Source organism: Streptomyces sp. NPDC002671 (assembly GCF_053592475.1).
Window position 1 is genome coordinate 103,996 of sequence record NZ_JBSFVU010000017.1, and the last position, 20,112, is coordinate 124,107.

At 69.9% G+C, this 20,112-nt stretch carries 13 protein-coding genes; 7 read left to right on the top strand and 6 right to left on the bottom strand.

What is annotated here, in order from left to right:
- Positions 1–6 precede the first annotated feature (6 nt).
- Positions 7–1,239 carry a hypothetical protein gene (locus tag ACWD35_RS25725; RefSeq protein ID WP_451353648.1) on the bottom strand — a complete coding sequence of 411 codons (1,233 nt, stop codon included), beginning with the start codon at positions 1,237–1,239 and terminating at the stop codon, positions 7–9.
- A 591-nt stretch (positions 1,240–1,830) separates the two neighbouring features.
- Here ACWD35_RS25725 and ACWD35_RS25730 point away from each other — a divergent pair.
- From ACWD35_RS25730 to ACWD35_RS25740, 3 genes are all read left to right on the top strand, one after another.
- Positions 1,831–3,972 carry an MMPL family transporter gene (locus ACWD35_RS25730; protein ID WP_451353745.1) on the top strand — a complete coding sequence of 714 codons (2,142 nt, stop codon included), beginning with the start codon at positions 1,831–1,833 and terminating at the stop codon, positions 3,970–3,972.
- 313 nt (positions 3,973–4,285) lie between these two features.
- On the top strand, positions 4,286–4,657 hold the full coding sequence (locus ACWD35_RS25735) for a YciI family protein (RefSeq protein WP_451353649.1): 372 nt from the start codon (positions 4,286–4,288) through the stop codon (positions 4,655–4,657).
- On the top strand, positions 4,654–5,922 hold the full coding sequence (locus ACWD35_RS25740) for an RNA polymerase sigma factor (protein ID WP_451353650.1): 1,269 nt from the start codon (positions 4,654–4,656) through the stop codon (positions 5,920–5,922). The genes ACWD35_RS25735 and ACWD35_RS25740 overlap by 4 nt, the downstream gene beginning before the upstream one ends.
- Positions 5,923–7,345: 1,423 nt before the next feature.
- On the opposite strand, the gene ACWD35_RS25745 is transcribed toward ACWD35_RS25740, so the two are convergent.
- The 5 genes from ACWD35_RS25745 to ACWD35_RS25765 form a co-directional block, all read right to left on the bottom strand.
- Positions 7,346–7,816 (bottom strand): hypothetical protein, encoded by a 471-nt coding sequence (locus ACWD35_RS25745; protein WP_451353651.1) that lies wholly within the window; start codon positions 7,814–7,816, stop codon positions 7,346–7,348.
- A 106-nt stretch (positions 7,817–7,922) separates the two neighbouring features.
- Complete coding sequence (locus ACWD35_RS25750) at positions 7,923–8,606, bottom strand: hypothetical protein (protein ID WP_451353652.1); 684 nt, start codon at positions 8,604–8,606, stop codon at positions 7,923–7,925.
- Positions 8,603–10,255 (bottom strand): polyprenyl synthetase family protein, encoded by a 1,653-nt coding sequence (locus ACWD35_RS25755; protein WP_451353653.1) that lies wholly within the window; start codon positions 10,253–10,255, stop codon positions 8,603–8,605. The genes ACWD35_RS25750 and ACWD35_RS25755 overlap by 4 nt, the downstream gene beginning before the upstream one ends.
- Positions 10,248–11,333, bottom strand: coding sequence for a hypothetical protein (locus tag ACWD35_RS25760; protein WP_451353654.1), 1,086 nt, complete (start codon positions 11,331–11,333; stop codon positions 10,248–10,250). The genes ACWD35_RS25755 and ACWD35_RS25760 overlap by 8 nt, the downstream gene beginning before the upstream one ends.
- Before the next feature lie 171 nt (positions 11,334–11,504).
- Positions 11,505–13,103 carry a serine/threonine protein kinase gene (locus ACWD35_RS25765; RefSeq protein ID WP_451353655.1) on the bottom strand — a complete coding sequence of 533 codons (1,599 nt, stop codon included), beginning with the start codon at positions 13,101–13,103 and terminating at the stop codon, positions 11,505–11,507.
- A 537-nt stretch (positions 13,104–13,640) separates the two neighbouring features.
- Between ACWD35_RS25765 and ACWD35_RS25770 the strand changes: the two genes are divergently transcribed.
- The 4 genes from ACWD35_RS25770 (at position 13,641) to ACWD35_RS25785 (ending at position 20,110) form a co-directional block, all read left to right on the top strand.
- Positions 13,641–14,252 (top strand): hypothetical protein, encoded by a 612-nt coding sequence (locus tag ACWD35_RS25770; RefSeq protein ID WP_451353656.1) that lies wholly within the window; start codon positions 13,641–13,643, stop codon positions 14,250–14,252.
- 56 nt (positions 14,253–14,308) lie between these two features.
- Positions 14,309–15,175, top strand: coding sequence for a choice-of-anchor K domain-containing protein (locus ACWD35_RS25775; protein WP_451353657.1), 867 nt, complete (start codon positions 14,309–14,311; stop codon positions 15,173–15,175).
- Positions 15,176–15,439: 264 nt separating this feature from the next.
- A complete protein-coding gene (locus ACWD35_RS25780; RefSeq protein ID WP_451353658.1) occupies positions 15,440–16,333 on the top strand; it encodes a glycosyltransferase family 2 protein in 894 nt (297 codons plus the stop codon).
- A 429-nt stretch (positions 16,334–16,762) separates the two neighbouring features.
- Entirely contained in the window at positions 16,763–20,110 is a 3,348-nt protein-coding gene (locus ACWD35_RS25785; protein WP_451353659.1) for a BTAD domain-containing putative transcriptional regulator, read from the top strand.
- Positions 20,111–20,112 lie beyond the last annotated feature (2 nt).

A 20,112-nucleotide genomic window follows, 5' to 3' on the forward strand; every position in this document is an offset into this window, starting at 1 on the left:
ACTTCGTCATGAGGCGCGACTGATTGTGCGCGTTGCGCGAGATGTGGCCCGCCTCTCGGCGATGAGGTGCAGTCGGGCCGCTGACGCCTGGACCTGGCGGTACAGCTCGGCCGGATTGAGGCGCGGATAGGTGTCGCCGAGGATCGCCTTGTCCTCCGGGGACACACAGCTGTGGCGTTCTGTGCGGCAATACGGCGTCGCCGTCTCGTACCTCTTGCGGTAACTGCCGTCCTGTCCCACGCCGGTCAGCGCACGTTGCTGTGGGTAGAAATAGTTCGTGAGCCGTGAGAGCGCGGCCCAGATCTCGTTGAGGAGCGCCTGCTCATCGGCGGAGTCGTAGCGGTACTCACCGGCAAGGGCGTGCAGCATCCTCCAGCTCTGCTGGCCGATGTGGTGACTGCCCAGGCCGGCCGGGCGGGCATGAGTGTAGGTCACCCGGCTCTGCCGGCACCAGCGGAGCAGCACCTCGTCGATCTCGGTTCCGTGACTTCCGCAATCGAGCCCGAGTACCGGGAAGGGCAGGTTCCTGACAATCTCGTTCAAGGCGAGGGGAAGCTGACCGATTTCCCTGATCGTGCGGTTCTCGGTCCAGCCGGTGGCGATGTCGGTGGCTGCCACGGTCAGCAGACATCGGCCGCTCACCGTGCCGCCGTCATGGTGGACGACTGCGATCTCGAAAAACCCGGGCCGACTGTGGTCCCACTCTGTCCAGGTGACGAGTGGGAGTTCACTGCGCAGCCTGGAACCGGGCCGCAGGTGCAGATCGGCATCGTGGGACCGCCGGAGCGGCGCAAGACGACGGCAGATCGTCGCTGCAGACATGGACATGAGCAGTTCGGCTGTCCGGTCGTCGACACGCAACTCGTTGTGGCGGCGCAGGACCGGAACCAGATCGCGAAGCATCGGTGCCAGACGCTTGGACGCCGGCCGGTCGAGGATGGTCCAGCACAGCTTCAGCGCGGCAACGACGTCGGCGTCGTACTTGACGCTCCTGCCCTGCGCCGGCTTGGCGAGCTTGAGACGCGCGGCGTTCAGGATCGCGTTGCGGGCATGGCTGCGGTGCCAGCCGGTCGCCGCGCACAGTTCGTCAAGGATGAGGGTTTTCTCCTGCTTTGCCGCCTGAATGTAGCGTGTGGCGTAACTGTTGGTGAGTGCCCTGCGCTCGGCCAGCGTCGCCGCGAACCCGACAGGCGATGAGGAGGACTCGGTCGGGGCCACTGTGGTCCGCTCCGGCGGCATCGCGTGGCGCTCCTGCGCCGTATGCAGAAGAGGCGGTACGGCTGCCAGTTCTTGGGGCGGGTGGCCGGCTCGCTGTTCATAGGGAGAGTTGGCGCTTGCGCTGCCCGTTCGGATTCGTACCACGACTTCGGCTGAGCTCGTCACTGTGCCCCCGTAGGCTGCGGCCTCCGATCGAGGCCATTCAGCAGTACGTCGGATGAGCAAGTGCCCGGACGGACAACCACCCCCGGATTGCGGCCAGGTTGTCCAAAAACAGCTGATGACCGAATAGTTCAAGCCACGCGGATGGTCCACGCGCCTGTCGCCGTACCGGTGGCTGTCGCTGTGGCGGCCGGGCCACCGTGGCCGCCCCTACGTGGCCGGCCTCGGCTCCACACGCGGACTTTGTGTGCGGCAACGCACAGATGGTTATGGACCGGAGGCGCCACTACCCTGAATGTGAATGCTTTCACAATAGCAAACAGGGGAACACCCGGTAAGGGATAGAGAATGCTGACCCGATTCGCCCATCTGGCGATCAACCGGCCAAAAGCAATCCTCATCAGCGCGCTCATCTTCGTCATTGCCTGCGGCGCGCTCGGCTCATCAGTGATGGACCATCTCAAGGCTGGTGGGTATACCGCGCCGGATGCCGAATCAACTCGCGCCATGAAGGTTCTCGATGATCACTTCAGCGGTGCTCAGCCGAATCTCGTCGTCGCCATCACCTCGGATGGCGGTGTAGACAGCAAGGCGGCTCGAAGCGCCGCTGCTGACGTCACAGAGTGGCTGAACTCGCACAAGGATATTGTGAATCTGCAGTCCTACTGGACCGCAGGCCCGGAACTCGGACCGGCCTTGCGCAGCAAGGACGGCGGCACCGGACTGGTCACCGCCCGGATCGACGTAGGAGAGACCGACCTGCCGAAGGTCGGCGAGCAGATCCAGGACGGCCTTCCCCGGTCGGACAAGGTGACGGTCAAGGTCGGCGGCTACGGCACGCTGATGGGCGAGCTCAACAAGACAGTCTCCAAGGACGCCGCCGTCGGTGAGGGGGTGGCCTTCCCCATCTCGCTCATCGTGCTGATGGTCGTCTTCGGCAGCCTCGTCGCGGCCGGCCTGCCGCTGCTCATCGGCGCGGTCTCCATCATGGCGACCCTCGCGATCCTGCGTCTGGTGACGACGTTTGCGGACGTGTCCATCTACGCGCTGAACATGACGACCGTGCTTGGGCTCGCGCTCGGCATCGACTACAGCCTCCTGCTCGTCAGCCGATACCGGGAGGAACTCCGCGACGGCCGCGACATCGAGGACGCGGTGGTACGTACCGTCCAGACGGCAGGGCGCACCGTGGTGTTCTCGGCGATGACCGTCGCCCTGGCACTTGCGGCGCTGATCGTCTTCCCGATGTTCTTCCTCAAGTCCTTCGCCTATGTGGGGGTCGCCGTCGTGCTGGCCGCCGCGCTGGCGGCGGTGCTGGTGCTTCCCGCCGCGCTGATCCTGCTCGGGCGGCGCATCGACAAGCTCGACATCCGTATACCGATGCGCCGTTGGTTCAAGCTGGGCCCGCCCCGTGTGGTCGCACCGCAGCAGACCTTCTGGTATCGGATGGTTCACGCCGTCACCCGCAGGGCCGTTCCGGTGTCGCTGCTGACCACGCTCGGCCTGGCCGCCGTCGCCCTGCCCTTCCTTTCGGCGCAATGGGGTTACCCCGACGACCGGGTGATCACCAAGTCCGCCTCGGAGAGCCGTGAGGTCGGCGATCTGGTGCGCAAGGAGTTCACGCAGGACCCGGCTGCCTCGGTCACGATCGTGCTGCCCGGATTCAAGGGCAGTGACGCGGAGTTGGCCGCGTACGCGAGCGAACTGTCCAAGGTCGGCGGTGCTTCCAATGTGCTCAGCTCGAGCGGAGCCTTCGTCGACGGCTCGCGGGTCGGACCGGCGGACAAGCAACTCGCCAACGACGGGGGCGCCGTGCTGCGCGTAAGCACCGGGCTGGACCCGTACTCGGACGGGGCCGACAAGATGCTGAACAATCTGCGTGACGTGAAGAGTCCCGGTGACGTGCTGTTCGCGGGTGCCACCGCCGAGAACCAGGACGTCCTCGACGCACTGTCAGCACCGATGCCGTATGCCATCGCACTGATGGCGCTCACCATGTTCGTACTGCTGTTCCTCTTCACCGGCAGCGTTGTACTGCCGATCAAGGCACTGCTCATGAACACGCTGTCGCTCGGTGCGGCGTTCGGCATGACGGTTTGGGTGTTCCAGGAGGGGCACCTGTCCGGTGTTCTGGACTTCACCGCGACCGGGTACCTCATCCCGACCATTCCAGTGTTGATGTTCTGCCTCGCGTTCGGCCTGTCCATGGACTACGAGGTCTTTCTGCTCTCCCGGATGCGTGAGGAGTGGCTGGCATCGGGGCAGACCGCCGAGGACAACACCCACGCGGTGGCGATGGGTGTCTCGAGGACCGGACGCATCGTCACCACGGCGGCTCTCATCATGGCCATCGTGCTGACTGGTATGGGCATTTCGAACGTGTCGTTCATGCAGCTCTTCGGTCTGGGACTCGCCCTGACCGTGCTCGTGGACGCCGTCATCGTCCGATGCCTCCTCGTTCCGGCGATGATGCGGCTCATGGGCAGGTTCAACTGGTGGGCGCCCGCCCCCCTCAAGCGTCTGCACGACCGTGTCGGTCTCACCGAGGAGGCACCCGAGGCCACCCTGGTTGGCAGCACCACCTCCTCCTGAGGCCGTTGCGGCACCCGGATTCCGATTGCGGTCGCATCGGCCGGGACCGGAAACAGGCAGGGCCCCGAGGCGTCACCCCCGGACGCTTCGGGGCCCGCCTGCGTCTCCACTCGAAGTCGCAGACCGCCAAGTCGGGGCCATCTCGCGGTGATTCGCCCTGCTCGCACCGGGTGTGCCCGCCAGGCCGGCGTCGACTCCCGTACCGCATCAGTCCCGTCGACAGTCGGCGGGAGAACGCTGTAGCGTGCAACGTGGCCGGCCGGTGATTACGTTTGCAGGCGGCCGGCGAAGTGAGAACGAGGGGGTATGGGCGGTGGCAGAGTACTTGGTGCTCATCTACGAGGATGAGACACGCACTGCCGCGATGTCGCCGGCGGCCAGCGCGGCTCTCATCGGCCGCTTCCAGGAATTCATGGCGCGAAACGAGTCAAGCGTGCAGCGCGGCCAGCGACTGTGGCCGAGCCCTTCAGCCCGTTCCGTCCGCCGCGAAGCCGACGGTGGAGTGAGTGTCACCGACGGCGCCTTCATCGAGTCCAAGGAGGTCGTCGCGGGCTACTTCCTTATCGAGGCCGAGGACTTGGACGCGGCAATCGAAGTCGCCGAACAGATTCCGGTAATGCACGGCGGTGTCGAGGTACGCGAGATTCGCCCCACGCCCGACGCCGGGTCACCGAAGCACCGATGAGCACAACCGTCGCAGCCGCTGTCGCCGAAGCACACCGCCAGCAATGGGGTTTCCTGCTCGCCGCCACCGTACGCCTCACCCACGATCTCGACTTGGCCGAGGAGTGCGTGCAGGAGGCTTACACCCAGGCACTGACACAGTGGGAGGCGCACGGCATTCCGGACCGGCCCGAAGCGTGGCTGACCGTCACCGCCCGGCGTCGCGCAATGGACGTGATCCGCCGCCATGGCACCCTCCGCCGCAAGCTCCCACTGCTCGCAGAAGAGGAGACGGCGCCGGCTGCCGACCAGGCGATCGCCGATCAGAACATTCCCGATGACCGGCTGCGGCTCATCTTCACCTGCTGCAATCCGCTGCTCGATGTCGAGACGCGCGTCGGCCTCACCTTGCGTCTGGTGTGCGGTCTTTCGATAGCCGAGGTGGCCCGCGCCTTGCTGGTGTCGGTTCCGACCATGTCGGCGCGGCTCACCCGGGGCAAGAAGAAGATCAAGGCGGCTCGCATTCCGTATCGGGAACCGCCTCCCGAGGAACTGCCCGGCCGCGTGGATGCCGTGCTCGACGTGGTCCATCTGGTCTTCAGTACTGGGCACACGGCGCCGTCCGGCGATCAGCTTCAGCGCCGTGACCTGGTCGGCCGTGCCACACATCTGGCCCGCATGTTGCACCAGTTGCTACCGGGTGAGCCGGGTCCGGCGGGTCTGCTCGCGTTCATCCTGCTCACCGATGCGCGCAGGTACAGTCGTACCAGACCGGATGGTTCGCTCGTCCCTCTCTCCGAGCAGGACCGCACACTCTGGGACGCCTCCCAGATCCGGGAGGGGCTGCGGCTTGTCGCCTCCGCCATGCGGCACCGACCGCCGACCCGGTACCCGCTAATGGCGGCGATCGCGGCCGTGCACGCCCAAGCCGCCGACTGGGAGGCGACCGACTGGAGCGCAGTCGTCGGACTCTATGACGCCCTCCTGCGCATATGGCCCTCACCGGTGGTGTTGCTGAACCGGGCCATCGCGATCGGCCAGGCCCACGGTCCGTCCGCCGGTCTCGAGGCGCTCGACGAGCTGGCGGACGATCCCAAATTGGCCGAATACCACTACTTCGCGGCTGCTCGCGCCGACTTCCTGCGCCGCCTGGAGCGCGTCGACGAGGCCCTGGACTCGTACACCGAAGCAATATCAATGACGGACAACGAGGTTGAAAGGGAGTTCCTTGAGGCGCGTTTGAAGGAGCTCAGAACTGAAGCTCCACCGTTGATCTGGTCAGCCTGATACTGGGACTGATGGGTCTCGGAGGAAGCAGTCCAGGTAGTGAGTAGCAAGAGCAACTTCAGCAAGCGGTATACCGCCGAGTTCAAGTGCGACGCCGTGGAGCTGGCGGGGCTGTTGCAAGGTTAGTTGATCTTGCGTTTGCGGTGGTCAGCGGGGCGTGACCGACATATGCGAAGATCTTCGCAATGACAGCCCCGGGGGATGTCAGGTCCGTTGCCGAGGGCGTCGAAGTCGCCAGACTCCTCGTCTCGGAGCTGGCCACCAACGCGATCCTTCACGCACGCACGGTCGAGAGCTTCGGCTCCAGCAGCACGGGATCTGCCGGCCCCGGTGTGATCACCCTCAGGCTCTGGCCCACTGAGCATGGCGTAGTGCTCTCGGTCGGTGACGCCGACCCCAGACCACCGGTACCCCGCGCCAGCGGTCTCGGTACAACCGGCGGCCGTGGACTTCTCCTGACCCAGGCCATGGCCAGCTGTTGGGGCTACTACCACCCTGGACACTGTCCGGGGAAGATCGTCTGGGCACACGTGCCTGCGCGGCCCAGCACCTCGCTCAATGAGCCGGGCGGCGCCAGCGGCCAGGCGGCCACCCCGCTGCTGATCGGGCGAATCTTGACGGGGCTGCGGGAGTTATAACTCCACGGTCTACCTCCAGGGGTTGCGGAGCGAACCAGAACGGCAGCCACCTGCTCAACTGCCACCATGGGTTACCTCCGCGGGTGCGGGGGCGCCCGGTGTTCGAGAAGCGGTTCGAGGCCGCCTTGGAGTCCGGCTCCTCGCCCGCGGGGCCGCTCGAGAATCCGCTGGAGGGGTTGCGCGGGATCGTGTCTGCTCCGCCTGCGGAGGTAGCCCGACGCCCACCGCGAACTTAGGGAGGAACGGTGCGTCCGCTCCGCACTCGCGGAGGTCACCCCACCACGAAGTGCAGGCCGTTGCGATCTGCCGGTCTGCTCTGCATCCGCGGAGGTCACCCGCCAGGGTCAGGGGTGTTGTCGTACGGTCGGCCGTCTGCTCCGCACGCGCGGAGGTCACCCGGAACAGCGCTGGCTCGGCTGCTGAAGACGCTGCCGCGCTTGATGCGGCCTCGGAGTTGGTCGGAATGCAGAGCCGCGTCAGAGGGAGAGAACGCACTGGTCAGCAGCCTCTTTTGCGTGAGCGATGCGTGAGCGGACGGTGTAGCACGAGCCGTACGGGGCAGATCGCCCGGCACCGTGAATATGCCCTGACCTGGGAAAACAGGACCGAGCGTGATCATCGAGCACCATCTGTCACGATCCTGCAGGCCCTCGTAATGCGTAGGTCTCGGGTTCGAATCCCGAAGGCGGCTCCACTGAAACGCCCTGAAACCCCAGGTCAGATTATTTCTGACCTGGGGTTTTCTCATTCAGCGGAACCACCGACGGGCCCGTCCGTCAGGGGGATCAGTCCTCGTTGGAGTCGAGGACGCGGCCCTTGAGCTTGATCGGGTTGGCGGCGCCCACCTTGAGCTGACCGTCGGTGTAGCGGCCCGGCGTCGCGCCGTCCATGGCGGTGACCTGGGCCGCGTAGCCGAGGGCCTCCTGATTGCTGGCCAGGTACGGCTTGTGGGTGAAGGTCAGCGTGCGGCCTCCGTCGCCGAGGGTGCCCTGGGTGGTCTTCATGTTGCCCTTGGCCTGGAGGGTGTTGACGTCGTGGTAGGCCCACGAGAGCCAGCTGGTGAACACGAAGCCCGTGGGCGCCTTCAGGCTGAAGGTGATGTCGCCGGGGTTCACCGGGTCCGGAACGGTGCTGAGGATGCCGAAGCTGAGGTGAGCCGGAACGCCGCCCGGGGCGTCCTCGACGATGCCCTGCTGGAGGATGTAGAGCTTGTTCTCGGAACCCGGTTCTACCGGGGCCTGGGTCTCGGTGGCCATGGGTTTCCCTTCTGCGAATGGGTGGTTTCCGCGTGGGCGGATCCGCCGGTGGCGGGCTTGGGGCGCCTGCTCATGCACCGTCGGGGCTGGAGACGGCCGCCACGAGCTAGGCGGAGGGGGTTGCGTCGGTGGGTGCGTGGTCGGCCAGGAGCGGGCCGAGGACGGCGAGGGCACCCAGGACGACGTCCTCGTAGAGGTAGAAACCTGCCTCCAGGGGCGGCAGTTCGGTTTCGGTGCCCTGCGGGTCGTCTTCCGGGGCGGTGGCGTATCCGGTGTCGTCCTCGGTCTCGGCCTCGGGAGCGGGCGTGCCGAACAGATCCGTGAGGTCCTGTGCGGCGCCCAGGAAAGCGGTGCGGGCGGTGGTGGCCAGCAGGCGCAGGGGGAGGTCGAGCGCGGCGGCGGTGCGCTGGCCGGGGATCAGTTTCGTCGTGGCGGGTGCCTCCGCGGTGGCGGCGGCGAGCCACTGGACGGGCAGGGTGCAGGCGGAGACGATCCGCTCGGTGGATGCCGGCGGCGGCGGGTCGCCGTCGACCATGAGGTCCTCCCATTCCATGAGGTCGAAGAGGAACTGGCCTCCCTTGTAGAAGGGCCAGGGCCGGACCGTGTCGAGGAGCAGGCGGGCGCGTTCGGGGTCGCGGTGGCGCAGGGCCACGCCGTGTCGGGCCAGGGTGCACAGGCACTGGCGCAGACGGCTGTTGACCTGACCGAGGAAGGCGAAGGCCCGCAGGTCGGTCGGGGTCGGCGGGCCGGTGTCGGCGGGGCCGTTCGGGGGTGGTGTGGTCGTAGTCACAGTGGCCTTGAGGTGACGTAGTGGGCGATCTGCCGCAGGACGGCCTTGCCTTCGTTCTCGGGGATGATCCGGAGGTCTTCTTCGAAGCGGGCGATGCCTTCGGCGGCGAGCCGGTCGGCGAGGTCGGTGGCGTACTCGATGGAGCCGTGCCGGTGCATGGCGGCGAGGAGTTCCTCGGCGTGCTGCTGGGTCTTGTCGGTGCGGCGCCTGCGCAGCACGTCGAAGAGCCGGGGGCGCTCGTGGGTGTATGCCGTGCGGAAGAGGTGGATCAGCATCACCGTGCGCTTGCCTTCGAGCAGGTCCCCGAGCGGCTCCTTGCCGTAGAGGGCCTCCTCGCCGACCAGGTTCAGGATGTCGTCCTGGATCTGGAAGGCGATGCCGATGAGGCGGAACGCCTCGTCGAACCGGCCCAGTACGGCAGGGTCGGTGACACCGGCGCAGACCGCGCCGATGCGGCACGGGCTGATGCAGGTGTACCAGCCGGTCTTCTTGGTGCTCATCGTGAAGTAGGCGTCGTCGGCTTCGGGGACGACGTCGTGGCGGATCCAGCCCAGTTCCATGGCCTGCCCCTCGATGGACTCCCGGCACATGTGCACGGTCTCGTGGATGAGGCCGAGGGTGCGGGCCAGGCCGAGGGTTTCGAGGTTGGACAGGACGGCGTCGACGGCGAGCAGGTTCAGTCCGTCGCCGACGTTGACGGCCAGGCCGAGGCCGTGTTCCTCGTGCATGGTCGGCAGGCCGCGCCGGTGGGTGGACTCGTCGGCGATGTCGTCGTGGACGAGGAAGCCGTTGTGGAACAGCTCCAGCGCGGCGGCGGCGCGTACGGCGTCGTCGGGACGCCCCCCGAAGGCGGCGCAGGCCGCGATGGTCAGGGTGGGCCGCAGGCCCTTGCCCTGCCGGGCGGGGTAGGAGCGCATGAGGTCGTACAGCTCGGCGCGGGGCTCGCGGTCCGGCAGGAGCCGTTCGATCTCTTCGTTGGTGCGGGCCCGGCACCGGCGCATGGTCTCCATCAGGTCCGCGTCGCGGACGGTTTCCTCCAGCGACCAGCTGGTGCTGATGCGGCCGTCCCACAGCACGCGCGGGGCACTGACGGTGGTGTCGCCGATCAGCGCGGGCGGCGCGGGGGCGTCCTCGGGTGAGCGCCGGGCGAGGAAGTCCAGCGCCGTCCAGTCGACCAGGTCGGCGGGCGGCTCCCGGGCGGCGGGTACCGCGGCGCCCCACAGCTGGGGGGCCTGTTCGCGGTAGGTGCCCCAGAGTTCCTGCATGCTGCGCAGGCCGGCCGCGCGCTGGGACAGCAGCGTGAAGGCACGCCACACGGCGAGGGTGTCGTCGCGGGAGCCGCGGACGTCGAGGCTTTCGGGCAGGACCTGGTCGATGGGCGCGCGCTGGAGGTCGAACAGCAGGTTCATGGCCCGGTTGTCGAAGGCGACCTCGACGTCCGGATCCGGGCAGCGGTCCTGGTCCACGACGATGCGGCTGTGCCGCGCGGTGAGCGTGGCGTGACTGCCGTCGTTGAAGTGCAGGCCGAGCCGGATGCCGCGCAGCTGATCGGCTGCGGCGGCGAGGATCGCCGGCGCCCGGTCGGACAGGGCGGCGACGGTCTCGTCCAGAAGCCGGGCACCGGTGAACGCGGGCAGGGTCTCAGTCATGGGCACCTCCGGCGAACTCCACGATGCCCCCGGTGTGGAAGCCGATACTGCGCCCGCCGACCCGCCCCTCCACGGTGCACGGACCGAGGGTCTCGTGCACGCTGAACGGGTGCAGGCTGGTCTCGGACGGGTTGGCGATCCGGCCCGCCGTGTGCGAGCGGAAGTCGAGGACGAGACGGTCGTCGCCGAGGCGGGCCGTGATCAGCAGCCGGCCGGGCACCGCGGCCATCGGCGGGGTGCCCAGCATGTCCGCCAGCGGCGGCACCAGCGCCACCCGGTCGCGGTCCAGGCTGCCGCTGACCGCCACGTGCAGGTTGCGGCGCGGGAAGTGACGGATCATGCGCCCGTCGCGCCACAGCATCACCGACCCGTTGGCCGCGTCCGCCGGACGCGTGGGCTGGATCAGGGTGAAGACCACCGCCGAGGGCGGGGCGGCGTCGGCGGGGCCGGAAGGGTCGTTGACGAATCCGAACACCCAGCCGCCGAGTGTGGGCCAGGACCACCGGCCGCGTACCCGCTCGTGGTAGCCCAGCAGGTCCGTCTCCGTGGCTGTGCCGTCGCCGTGCCGCAGGGTTCCGGTGCCCAGGACACCGGGCTCCGACTGCCACCGCAGGTACTCGTCCTCGCCGAACGGCGCGCACTGCGAGGTGCACGGCCTGCTGGTCCGGGTCAGCCGTACGTCTGCCGCCGGCGCCGCCGACCGGGCCGCCACCCGGAACGCGCCGGGCTCGCCGTGCGGATGCGGTAGCCGGAACGCCGACCAGGGCAGTCCGGGCTGCTCGGCGTTGAACTGCGTCCCGCTCCAGCCGTGCCCCTCCTCGTGGACGAGAAGGATGGCCATGTGCTGCCCCTCGGCGGCCGTGCCGGTGCCGCTGCGCCGTCCGGTGGCCGGGGCGCCCGGATCCGCGAAGACCGTTCCGGTGGAGGACCCCAGGACGGACAGGTTGGCGATCAGGGCCTGCCGGCCGCAGCGGGACAGGAACGCGTAGTGCAGCCACTTCCGGTCGAGCGGATGGGTGAGCGGAGTGCCCGGGAAGGGGCCCGGGGGGCCGAGTCTCGGGAGGAACGGAGCGAACACGTTTCGAACGCTAACGCATTGCATCGCACTGATTACAACTTGTGACGTTCACACGGGTGACGTGGGGGGTAAAGAAACGTTTACTTGCATATTCGGGGTTTGAAAACGCAAAGAGCCGCCCATGGTGGAGCGTTCGCCACGGGCGGCTCTGCGGGACCGTGCCGGTTTCGGCTAGTCCTCGTCGTCCAGCACACTCGCTTTCAAGCGCACTTCCGGCCGGCCCGCGATGGCCGCCCGTCCGTCGGTGTACCGGCCTGGCTCGGCGTCCGTCAGGGCCCGGATGCCGAGCGTGTAGACCAGGGCTGCCGCCGGATGGCCCGGGGTGTTCAGGCGGGGCTCGTCCGTGACGGCCAGCTCCCTGCCGCCGTCCCGTACTGTCGCCGTCGCCTCCCCGCCGGGGAGCACCGTGCGATCCGCGCGGTAGTACGCGCAGGTCGCACGGCCGTCGAAGACGAAACCCGTCGGAGCCGTGAAGCGGTGCTCCACCCGTCCCGGGACCCAGGGGTCGGTGGACGAGACCCGCACATGGATCAACTCGCTTCCTCCGCGCGGCACTTCCACCCCGACTTCCTGGCGGACCAGCAGTCGCGCGGCCGTCGTGCTCGCGGCACTCCCGTCGCCGTCCTGCGCACCGTCGGTGCCACGTTCCGGTTCGGGTGCTCCTTCCGGCCCGGGTTCCGGCTTCTTCTCCCGTTCAGGCTCGATGGCCTGGGAGGAAGCGGCGGTGAGAGGCAGTGCGGCGATCCGGTGGTGGAAGTTGTCCGCCACGAGCAGTCGCCCGGCCGGGTCCACCGCGAGACCGCACGGATAGGCCAGCGATGTGGCGGCGGCCTCGGCCGGGCCTTTGGCCTCGGCGGCCTCAACTGCCGCCGGATCCGGCCCTCCGACGACCCGGGCGGCTCCATCGGCCAGCCGCCACACCCGGTGTCCGTTCATGTCGGCGGCGTAGACGGCCCCCTGGGCGTCGACAGCCACCGCGCACGGTGCGCTCCAGTCGACCTCCAAGGCGCCGTCGCTCGCGCCCGGCGGTCCCGCCAGTACCCGCAGCGTCCCGTCCCTGCCCCGCAGCAGCACCCGGCGGCCGGCCGGATCGGCGATGTAGAGCTGTCCGGCCGGGTCGACCGCCAGACCCGCGGGCAGGAACGCCTCGCCGGCGTCGGCCGCACCGGAGCCCGCGGATCCTCCGGATGCCGTGACGACCGTGCTGATGACGCCGTCGCTGCCGATCCTGCGCACCCTGGGGCTGCCCGCTTCCCCGATGTACAGCGTTCCAGCGCTGTCCATGGCCAGGGCGCACGGGGCGTCCAGCCGGGCGTGTGCGGCGGGGCCGCCGTCGCCGTCGCCGCCCCGGGAACCGTCTCCCGCGATGGTGTCGATGACGCCCGAGGGGGCGATCCGGCGGATCCGGTGGTTCATCTCGTCGGCGACGAGCACGCCTCCGTCCGGGGCGACCGCGAGAGCGGACGGGAAGCCCAGCCGGGACCGCCCCGCGTCCGCGCCGTCCCCGGCGAAGCCCCGCAGCCCGTCCCCGGCGACCGTCGTCAGCACGCCGGAACCGTCGATCCGACGGACCCGGTGGTTGGCATGGTCGGCGATGAAGACCGCCCCGCCTCCCACGGCCGCGTCTGCGGGGAAGGCCAGCTGTCCTTCGGGCGCGGGCCCGCCGTCCCCGGAGAATCCGGCGGTGCCGTTTCCCGCCACGGTGACCGGCTCGCCGAGCCCGTCCGGGGAGACCTGCTTCTGCCGCCGAGCCGCGGCCTTCGCCGTCATGCCGTCACCACGTGGCACCGCTGCGGTCGGTCCTCCGTGGCGCCCGGCGCCTTCCACTTCCACGACCTCGTCTCCCGCATGTCCGTCTCCTTCTGCGCAGTCGTTGGCATTGCCCCTGCATACCGGCCGGGTCGGCCCCGCAGGAGCAGCACACCGAGCGCTCCACCCGCACGAGGGAGAAGCCGAGAGGGACGGGTGGTGGCGGGGGACGGATGAAAGCGCCGAGGCGGCGGGCAGTGGCGCCGACGCCTGCAGCCAGGCGCGGGGCTGCGATGTCCGCATCCGTGCGCCCTGACGCACCTCAGTTCCACTCGAACAAGTGACGCAGAATCGATCCGGCATTCCAAACGGGGGAACGGTGGCATATCGCCCGCGGGTCCGGGCTAACGATGGTCCCGGATGACGGCCCGGTACATGCCGTAGTGGCCGCGCGAATGCCCCGTCCGAAGCCGCAGGCGGCTTCCTCGTTCCGTTTTCCGGACGCGCAGCCCCCACCGTTTCATCGCACGCTTCGATCACTGTCCAGGAGGACGCGGAATGGCCACTGACGTGCAGTCAAAGAGAGAAGCCTACGCACGGGGAGAGGAGCAGGGGCGTGCCGACGCGCTCGCCGGCCGGCCCCACGCCGACCCGCCGCGCGACGGCACGCGCGGTCAGAAGGACCAGTACGCGAACGGCTACGACTGGGGTTACGAACAGGGCCGTGCGCAGAAGCTGGACCTCGTGGTGTGGCAGGAAGGCGGCGTCGAGGACGCGCCTGGTGGCCTGGGCACCACCATCAACATCTGTGTCCGCACGCCGAACTGGAGCGAGACCGTCGACGCCGGCGAACGCGAGCACGTCTTCACCGCCCCCACCGGCTTCCGCTGGAACGGCATGGTGGGCGCCCAGTACAAGCGGATGGACCAGACCACCGGCGGCAACCTGCCCCCGGTCCAGGCCCAGGTCAGCGGCGACGGGCGCACGCTCAACTTCACGTACCACGTGCACCTGAACACGAACCGCGAGGACAAGGACTGCATCGTCTACACCTGCGGCCTCGAAGCGGTCGACGGCGCCGGACCCGGCCGCTTCACCGACGGCGTCGCACAGGTGGGTACCGCGCCCCCGGCCAAGCTCAAGGCCGAGGTCATCGAGGACGAGGACTGAGAGAGCAGCCGAGGACAGAGAGAGCAGACGAGGACTGAGAGAGCAGGAGTCAGACCATGACCACCGTCGTCACCACCGGCGTCTTCCCGTCCACCAATCCGGCCGCCTCGCCGATCAACGGCTTGGGCACCGCGGACGTCAGGTGGGGCAGCAGCGGCTCCCAGAGCGGGTACCAGTTCCGCGGTTGGGCCGCGGACGTCGAACTCGACGGCACCGAGTTCGTCGTCGGTACCTTCGTGCACCGCAACCTGCCCACCAGCGTCAGCCCGAGCCAGTTCGACGTCCAGCTCAGCATCAACGTCATGTTCGAGGACGGCAGCACCACCGACCTGAACTTCAGCTTCCATCACAACGAAACACCCAACACGACCGGCAGCAGTCCCGTGGACGACGACCTGGTCGACCTGCAGGAGTTCACCCACCCCCAGCCCGTCACGATCGACGGCAAGCAGTACCGGGCGGTCCTCAGCGGGTTCAAGCAGGGCGGCCAGATCGTCCGGCAGTTCCGCAGCCCCGAGGGCGGAGTCAACTTCGCCGAGGTCGTCTGCATGTTCACCGCCGAAGAACCAGACGTGATCATCTCCGACCTGCGTTACCTGGGCACGGGCCCGGGCCAGGCCGACGAATACGTCGAGATCTTCAACCAGGGCGGTGCGCCCCAGGACCTGACCGGCTGGGTCGTGGAATCCAAGCCCACCGGGCGCGACTTCCCCTTCCCTCCGGGGACGGTCATCCAGCCCGGCCAGCGCTACCGGATCTACACCAACGAAGCCCACCCGGAATTCGGCGGATTCTCCTTCGGCTCCTCCCGGCAGGTCTGGCGGGACGAGGGCGGCATCGCCCGCCTGGTCGCAGCGGACGGCCACGTTCCGGACCAGTACCCCTACCTCGACAGGGGCTTCAACACGACCGGCACACCGTAAACGGGCCTCGTCGGCTTTCAGCGACCGGTGAGGCCGAAGCGGGCCTCACCGGTCAGGCCCGGCATGGTCCTCGTGGGTCCGCTTCCGCACTTGCGAGCCGCTCCGTCCCGGGACTTCTGGAAAGGTGTGGATAAAAGGGGAGTAAGAGGGTGGCGAAGTGAGCGGTTCGGGCTGAACCAACGGACCTGAGTCCACGTCCTGATGAACGGCGAGTGCCGCGCGGTCGGGCGCGGTCGCCGCCGTCGGGCGGATGAGGTGAGGGACGTGGCGGAGCCGAGGATCGCCGTTGCCGTGGTGACCATGGGAAACCGGCCCGCCGAAGTCGACGCCCTGCTGGAGTCCGTGGCCAAGCAGGATCTCGCCCCCGCCCGCATCGTGATCGTCGGCAACGGCTGCCCGCTGCCCGAGTTCGCCCGCAGGCTCTCGCTGCCCGGCGAGGTCACCACCATCGGCGTGGAGGAGAACCTCGGCTGCCCGGGCGGGCGGAACGTCGCCCTCGCGCGGCTGCGGGAGTTCGGGGACGTCGATGTCGTCGTGGAGCTGGACGACGACGGCCTGCTCGTCGACGCCGATGTGCTGCGGCGGGTACGGGACATCTACGCCGCCGACCCGCGCCTGGGCATCGTCGGGTTCCGTATCGCCGACGAGCACGGCGAGACGCAGCAGCGGCACGTGCCCCGGGTCGGCAAGTCCGATCCGATGCGCGGGGGTTACGTCACCGGGTTCCTCGGCGGCGGGCACGCCCTGCGCACGGCGATGCTGGCCGAGACCGGGGACTGGCCCGCCGAGTTCTTCTTCGCGCACGAGGAGACCGACCTGGCCTGGCGCGCCGCCGACGCGGGATGGAAGATCAGGTACGTCCCCGAGCTGCTCCTGCAGCACCCCAGGACCTCGCCCGCCCGGCACGCCATCTACTACCGCGTCAATGCCCGCAACCGGGTCTGGCTCGTCCGCCGCCGGCTGCCTCTGCCGCTGATCCCGGTGCACCTCGCCGTGTGGACGCTGCTCACCCTTGCCCGCACCCGCTCCCTGGCCGGACTGCGGGCGTGGTTCGGCGGGTTCGTGGAGGGGGTGCGGGAGCCCGCCGGCGAGCGGCGGCCCATGCGGTGGCGGACGGTGCTGCGGCTCACCCGGCTCGGGCGTCCGCCCGTCATCTGAGAGGGAGGCGCCTTGTCGTCGGGCGCGAGAGCGTGCGGCAAAGGGGACGGGACGGGGCCCCGGTCGTTCACCTCCGCCGACCGGGGCCCTTCTGCGTCCCCGGATCCAGCCTGCGGCGACACTCCCCCGAGTTACGCGCCATGCGCGCGCGCCGTTGGGCGGATCCGATGGAATGATCAGATCAGGGCCCGCCAACGGATCGCTAACATATGGCCAACGGTTCCTTCGCAAGCCCCGGACCGGCTGGCCGGAACACTGCGGACGCCGGTGGAGGCGTTCCTGGAACCCCGGCGAATCCTGGCCGGGACGGCAGACAGAAGGTGGCGGGAAACCGTTGTGGGCAGGGTGGAAATCCGCCAGGAGACAGTGGGCGAGCGCCCGCCCCGGAGCACGGTCGGCCCCGACCGCGTGGAAAGGCAGCGGAGCGAAGTGAAGGGGCCCTGCGAGCTGCGGTTCGGACTGCTGGGGCCGCCTGTTCTGTACGACCGGCCGCCGTACGGGATTTCGGACGGCGCCGACAGCACCGTCCGCGCCATCGGCAGCCCCAAGGTGCGCGCCCTGCTCGCCGCGCTGCTGCTGGAGCCCGGCCGGGTCGTCTCGGTCGAGTCGCTGAAGGACGCCCTGTGGGGCGGGGCCCCGCCCGTCTCCGCGCAGGCCTCACTGCACAACCACGTCGCCCGGCTGCGGCGGCTCCTGGACGACCCCGAGCGGCTCAGGGCCGTGGCTCCGGGGTACGTACTGCGCGTCGACCAGGGTGAGTTGGACGTGCACGTCTTCGACGCCCGAATCGCCGAGGCGCGTGCCGCCTACGCCCGGCAGGACTGCGCCGGGGTCGTGCGCGCCTGCACCGCCGCGCTCGCGCTGTGGCGCGGCACACCACTGAGCGGGCTCTCTCCCGAGGCGGACCTCGGCGGATACGCCCTGGTGCAGCGTCTGGAGGAAGCGCGGCTGCTCCTGCTGGAGTGGCGTTACGACGCCGAACTCGCCATCGGTAGCACCCGGTTGGCCGCCCTGGTGCCCGAGCTGACGGCACTCGTCGCCGAGCATCCGCTGCGCGAGGCGTACCACCGCCAGCTGATGCTCGCCCTGCACCGCACCGGCCGCCAGGCCGAGGCCCTCGCCGTCCACCGCGACCTGCGGGCCCGCCTCGTCGAGGACCTCGGTATCGAGCCCGGCGCGGCGGTCCGCGCGGCCCACATCGAGGTGCTGCGCGGGAACGAGGGCACGGGACAGGCCTCCGGCGCGTCCGGCACCGGCACTGCTCCGCCCGCTTCCGGAGCCTCCGGCGAGACTGCCGCCTCCGGTTCCGGCGGCTCTGCCGACTCCGGCCCCGCGAGCGCACGGGAGCACCCGCCGCACACCCCCGTAACGGCGGGCGAGCTTGCGTCAGTTGATGAGGGCAGCGGGCGCGAGCATGCCGCGGTTTCGCGACCCACCCGCGTCCCCGCGCAGGCTTCTCCGCGGAAGGAAACCCGGTCGGCTCCCGCGTCCCCGCAGGAGGAGCCCCCGTCGGCCTCCGCGTCCCCGGGCGGGCAAGCCACGCCGGCTTCCGCCTCCCCTCGCGACGCCACCCCTACGGCTGCCCGCAACACCCCACGCCCGGCTCAACTCCCCGCCCCGCCTGCCCACTTCATCGGGCGTACCGACGTGTCCCGTGAGCTGCGCCGGGCCCTGGCCGAGCCGCCGCCCGCCCCGGCTCCCGCCGTCGCGGTGATCAGCGGCATGGCCGGTGTCGGCAAGAGCGCGCTGGCCCTGCACGTGGCGCACGAGCTGCGGGAACGCTTCCCCGACGGCCAGTTGTACGTCAACCTGCACGGCGCCACCCCGGGCATGACCCCGCTCACCTCCACGCAGGCGCTCGCCGCGCTGCTGCGGGACCTCGGTGCGGAGTCCCGGAGCATCCCTGAACACCCGGACGCAGCCGCCGCGTTGCTCCGCTCGCTGCTCGCCCCGGCCCGCATCCTGCTGGTGCTGGACGACGCGGCGAACGCGGCCCAGGTGCGGCCCCTGCTGCCGGCCGGGCCCGGCTGCGCGGTCATCGTCACCAGCCGCTCGCCGCTGACCGCCCTGGACGGCGCCCGGCGCTTCCCGCTGGGCCCGCTGACCGGGGAGGACAGCGCCGCGCTGCTGCGCGCGGTGAGTGGACGGGAGGGGCTCGATGCCGGGCACGCGCTGGTCGAGCTGACCGGACGGCTCCCGCTGGCGCTGCGCGTCGTCGCCGCCCGGCTGGCCGCGCGCCGCGCGCTCACCCCCGATGTGCTGGCGCACCAACTGGCCGCCAGGGACGGGCGGTTGCGTCAGCTGGAGTACGACGACCTGAGCGTCCGGCGTTCGCTGGCCGTCGCCCACGACGCGCTCGCCGCCGCCGAGCGCGAGGCCGACCGGGACGCGGCCAGCGTGCTGCGCGGCATCGGCGCCCTCGACCTGCCGACGTACGGCGCCCCGCTGATCGCCCTCCTCGTCGGCACGGACGAGCGCCGCGCCGAGGCCGCCCTGGACCGCCTGGTCGACGTGGCCCTGCTGGAGGAGACGGCGTACGGCCGCTACGCCCCGCATGACCTGGTCCGCGACTTCGCCCGCGAACTGGCCGAGGAGTCCCCGACGGACCCCGCCCCCGACACCGCCGCCCTGCGCTGGTACGCCGCCGTGGCCGGGCGGCAGGTCATGGCGGTCGTGGAACCGGGGCTGGACCAGGACGACCGGCGGCGGTCCACCGCCGCCGAACCGGCGGAGCACACCGCCGACGTGGCGGCCCTGCTGCCGTTCGAGTCCGCCGAGGAGGCCTTCGCCTGGGGCGAGGTGGAGCTGGAGAACATCGTCGCGCTGGTGGAGCGGAACGCCGATACCTCCGACAGGCTCCGGGCCGCGTATCTGTCCGTGCTGGTCCGGCTGCTCATCCCGTACGTCCAGCGCAGCGGCCGGGTCGCCGAGATGGACGTCCTGGTCCGGGCCGCGCTCGCCACCGCGCGGGCGCTCGGGGACGAGCCGGCGGAGGCATACGCGCTCAGCGACCTCGCGGGGCTGCACTTCCTGACCGGCCGGCACAAGGACGCCCTGGTCCTCACCGGCCAGGCCCTGGAGATCTGGCAGCGGCTCGGCACGTTCGCCGCCCGGGTCCGGCGCTGTCTGAACAACCGGGGGCTGCTGCTGGAGGGGCTCGGACGGTACGCGGAGTCCGAGGAGGCGCTGCGGCAGAGCCTCGCGTACTCCCGGCAGTTGAACGACCCGTTCGGCGAGGCCGTCACGCACAGCCACCTCGGCAACCTCTACGAGCACACCGACCCGCGCGCGGCCATCGAGCAGCACCGGCGCTCGCTGGCGATCGGGGACGCGATCGGCGCGGTCATCGTGCAGCACTCGGCGCACTGCAACATGGGCTACGCCCACCTCGCGCTCGGCGAACCGGCTGCCGCCGCCCGGCACTTCGAGGAAAGCATGCGCATTCTCGGCGGGCACGGCGACTGGCACGGCGAGTCCCAGACTCGGCTCGGTCTGGTCCGCGCACTGCGGAAACTGGGCGAGTCCGGGCGGGCGGGCCGTGAGTGCGCCGAGCTGCTGCGCCGCGCCGACGCCCGTGCCGACCGCTACATGGGCGGCCTCGCCCGGCACCAGCACGGGCTGCTGCTGCGGGAGCAGGGGCGCGACGCGGAGGCGTACGACGTCTGGTGTGCGGCTCTTGCGGCGCTGGACGGCACCGACGAGCAGACGGTGTCGGCCGAGCTGCGCACGCTGCTCGCGGGCTGGCCGAAGGGCCCTGGACGGCCGAAGCGCCCCTGAAG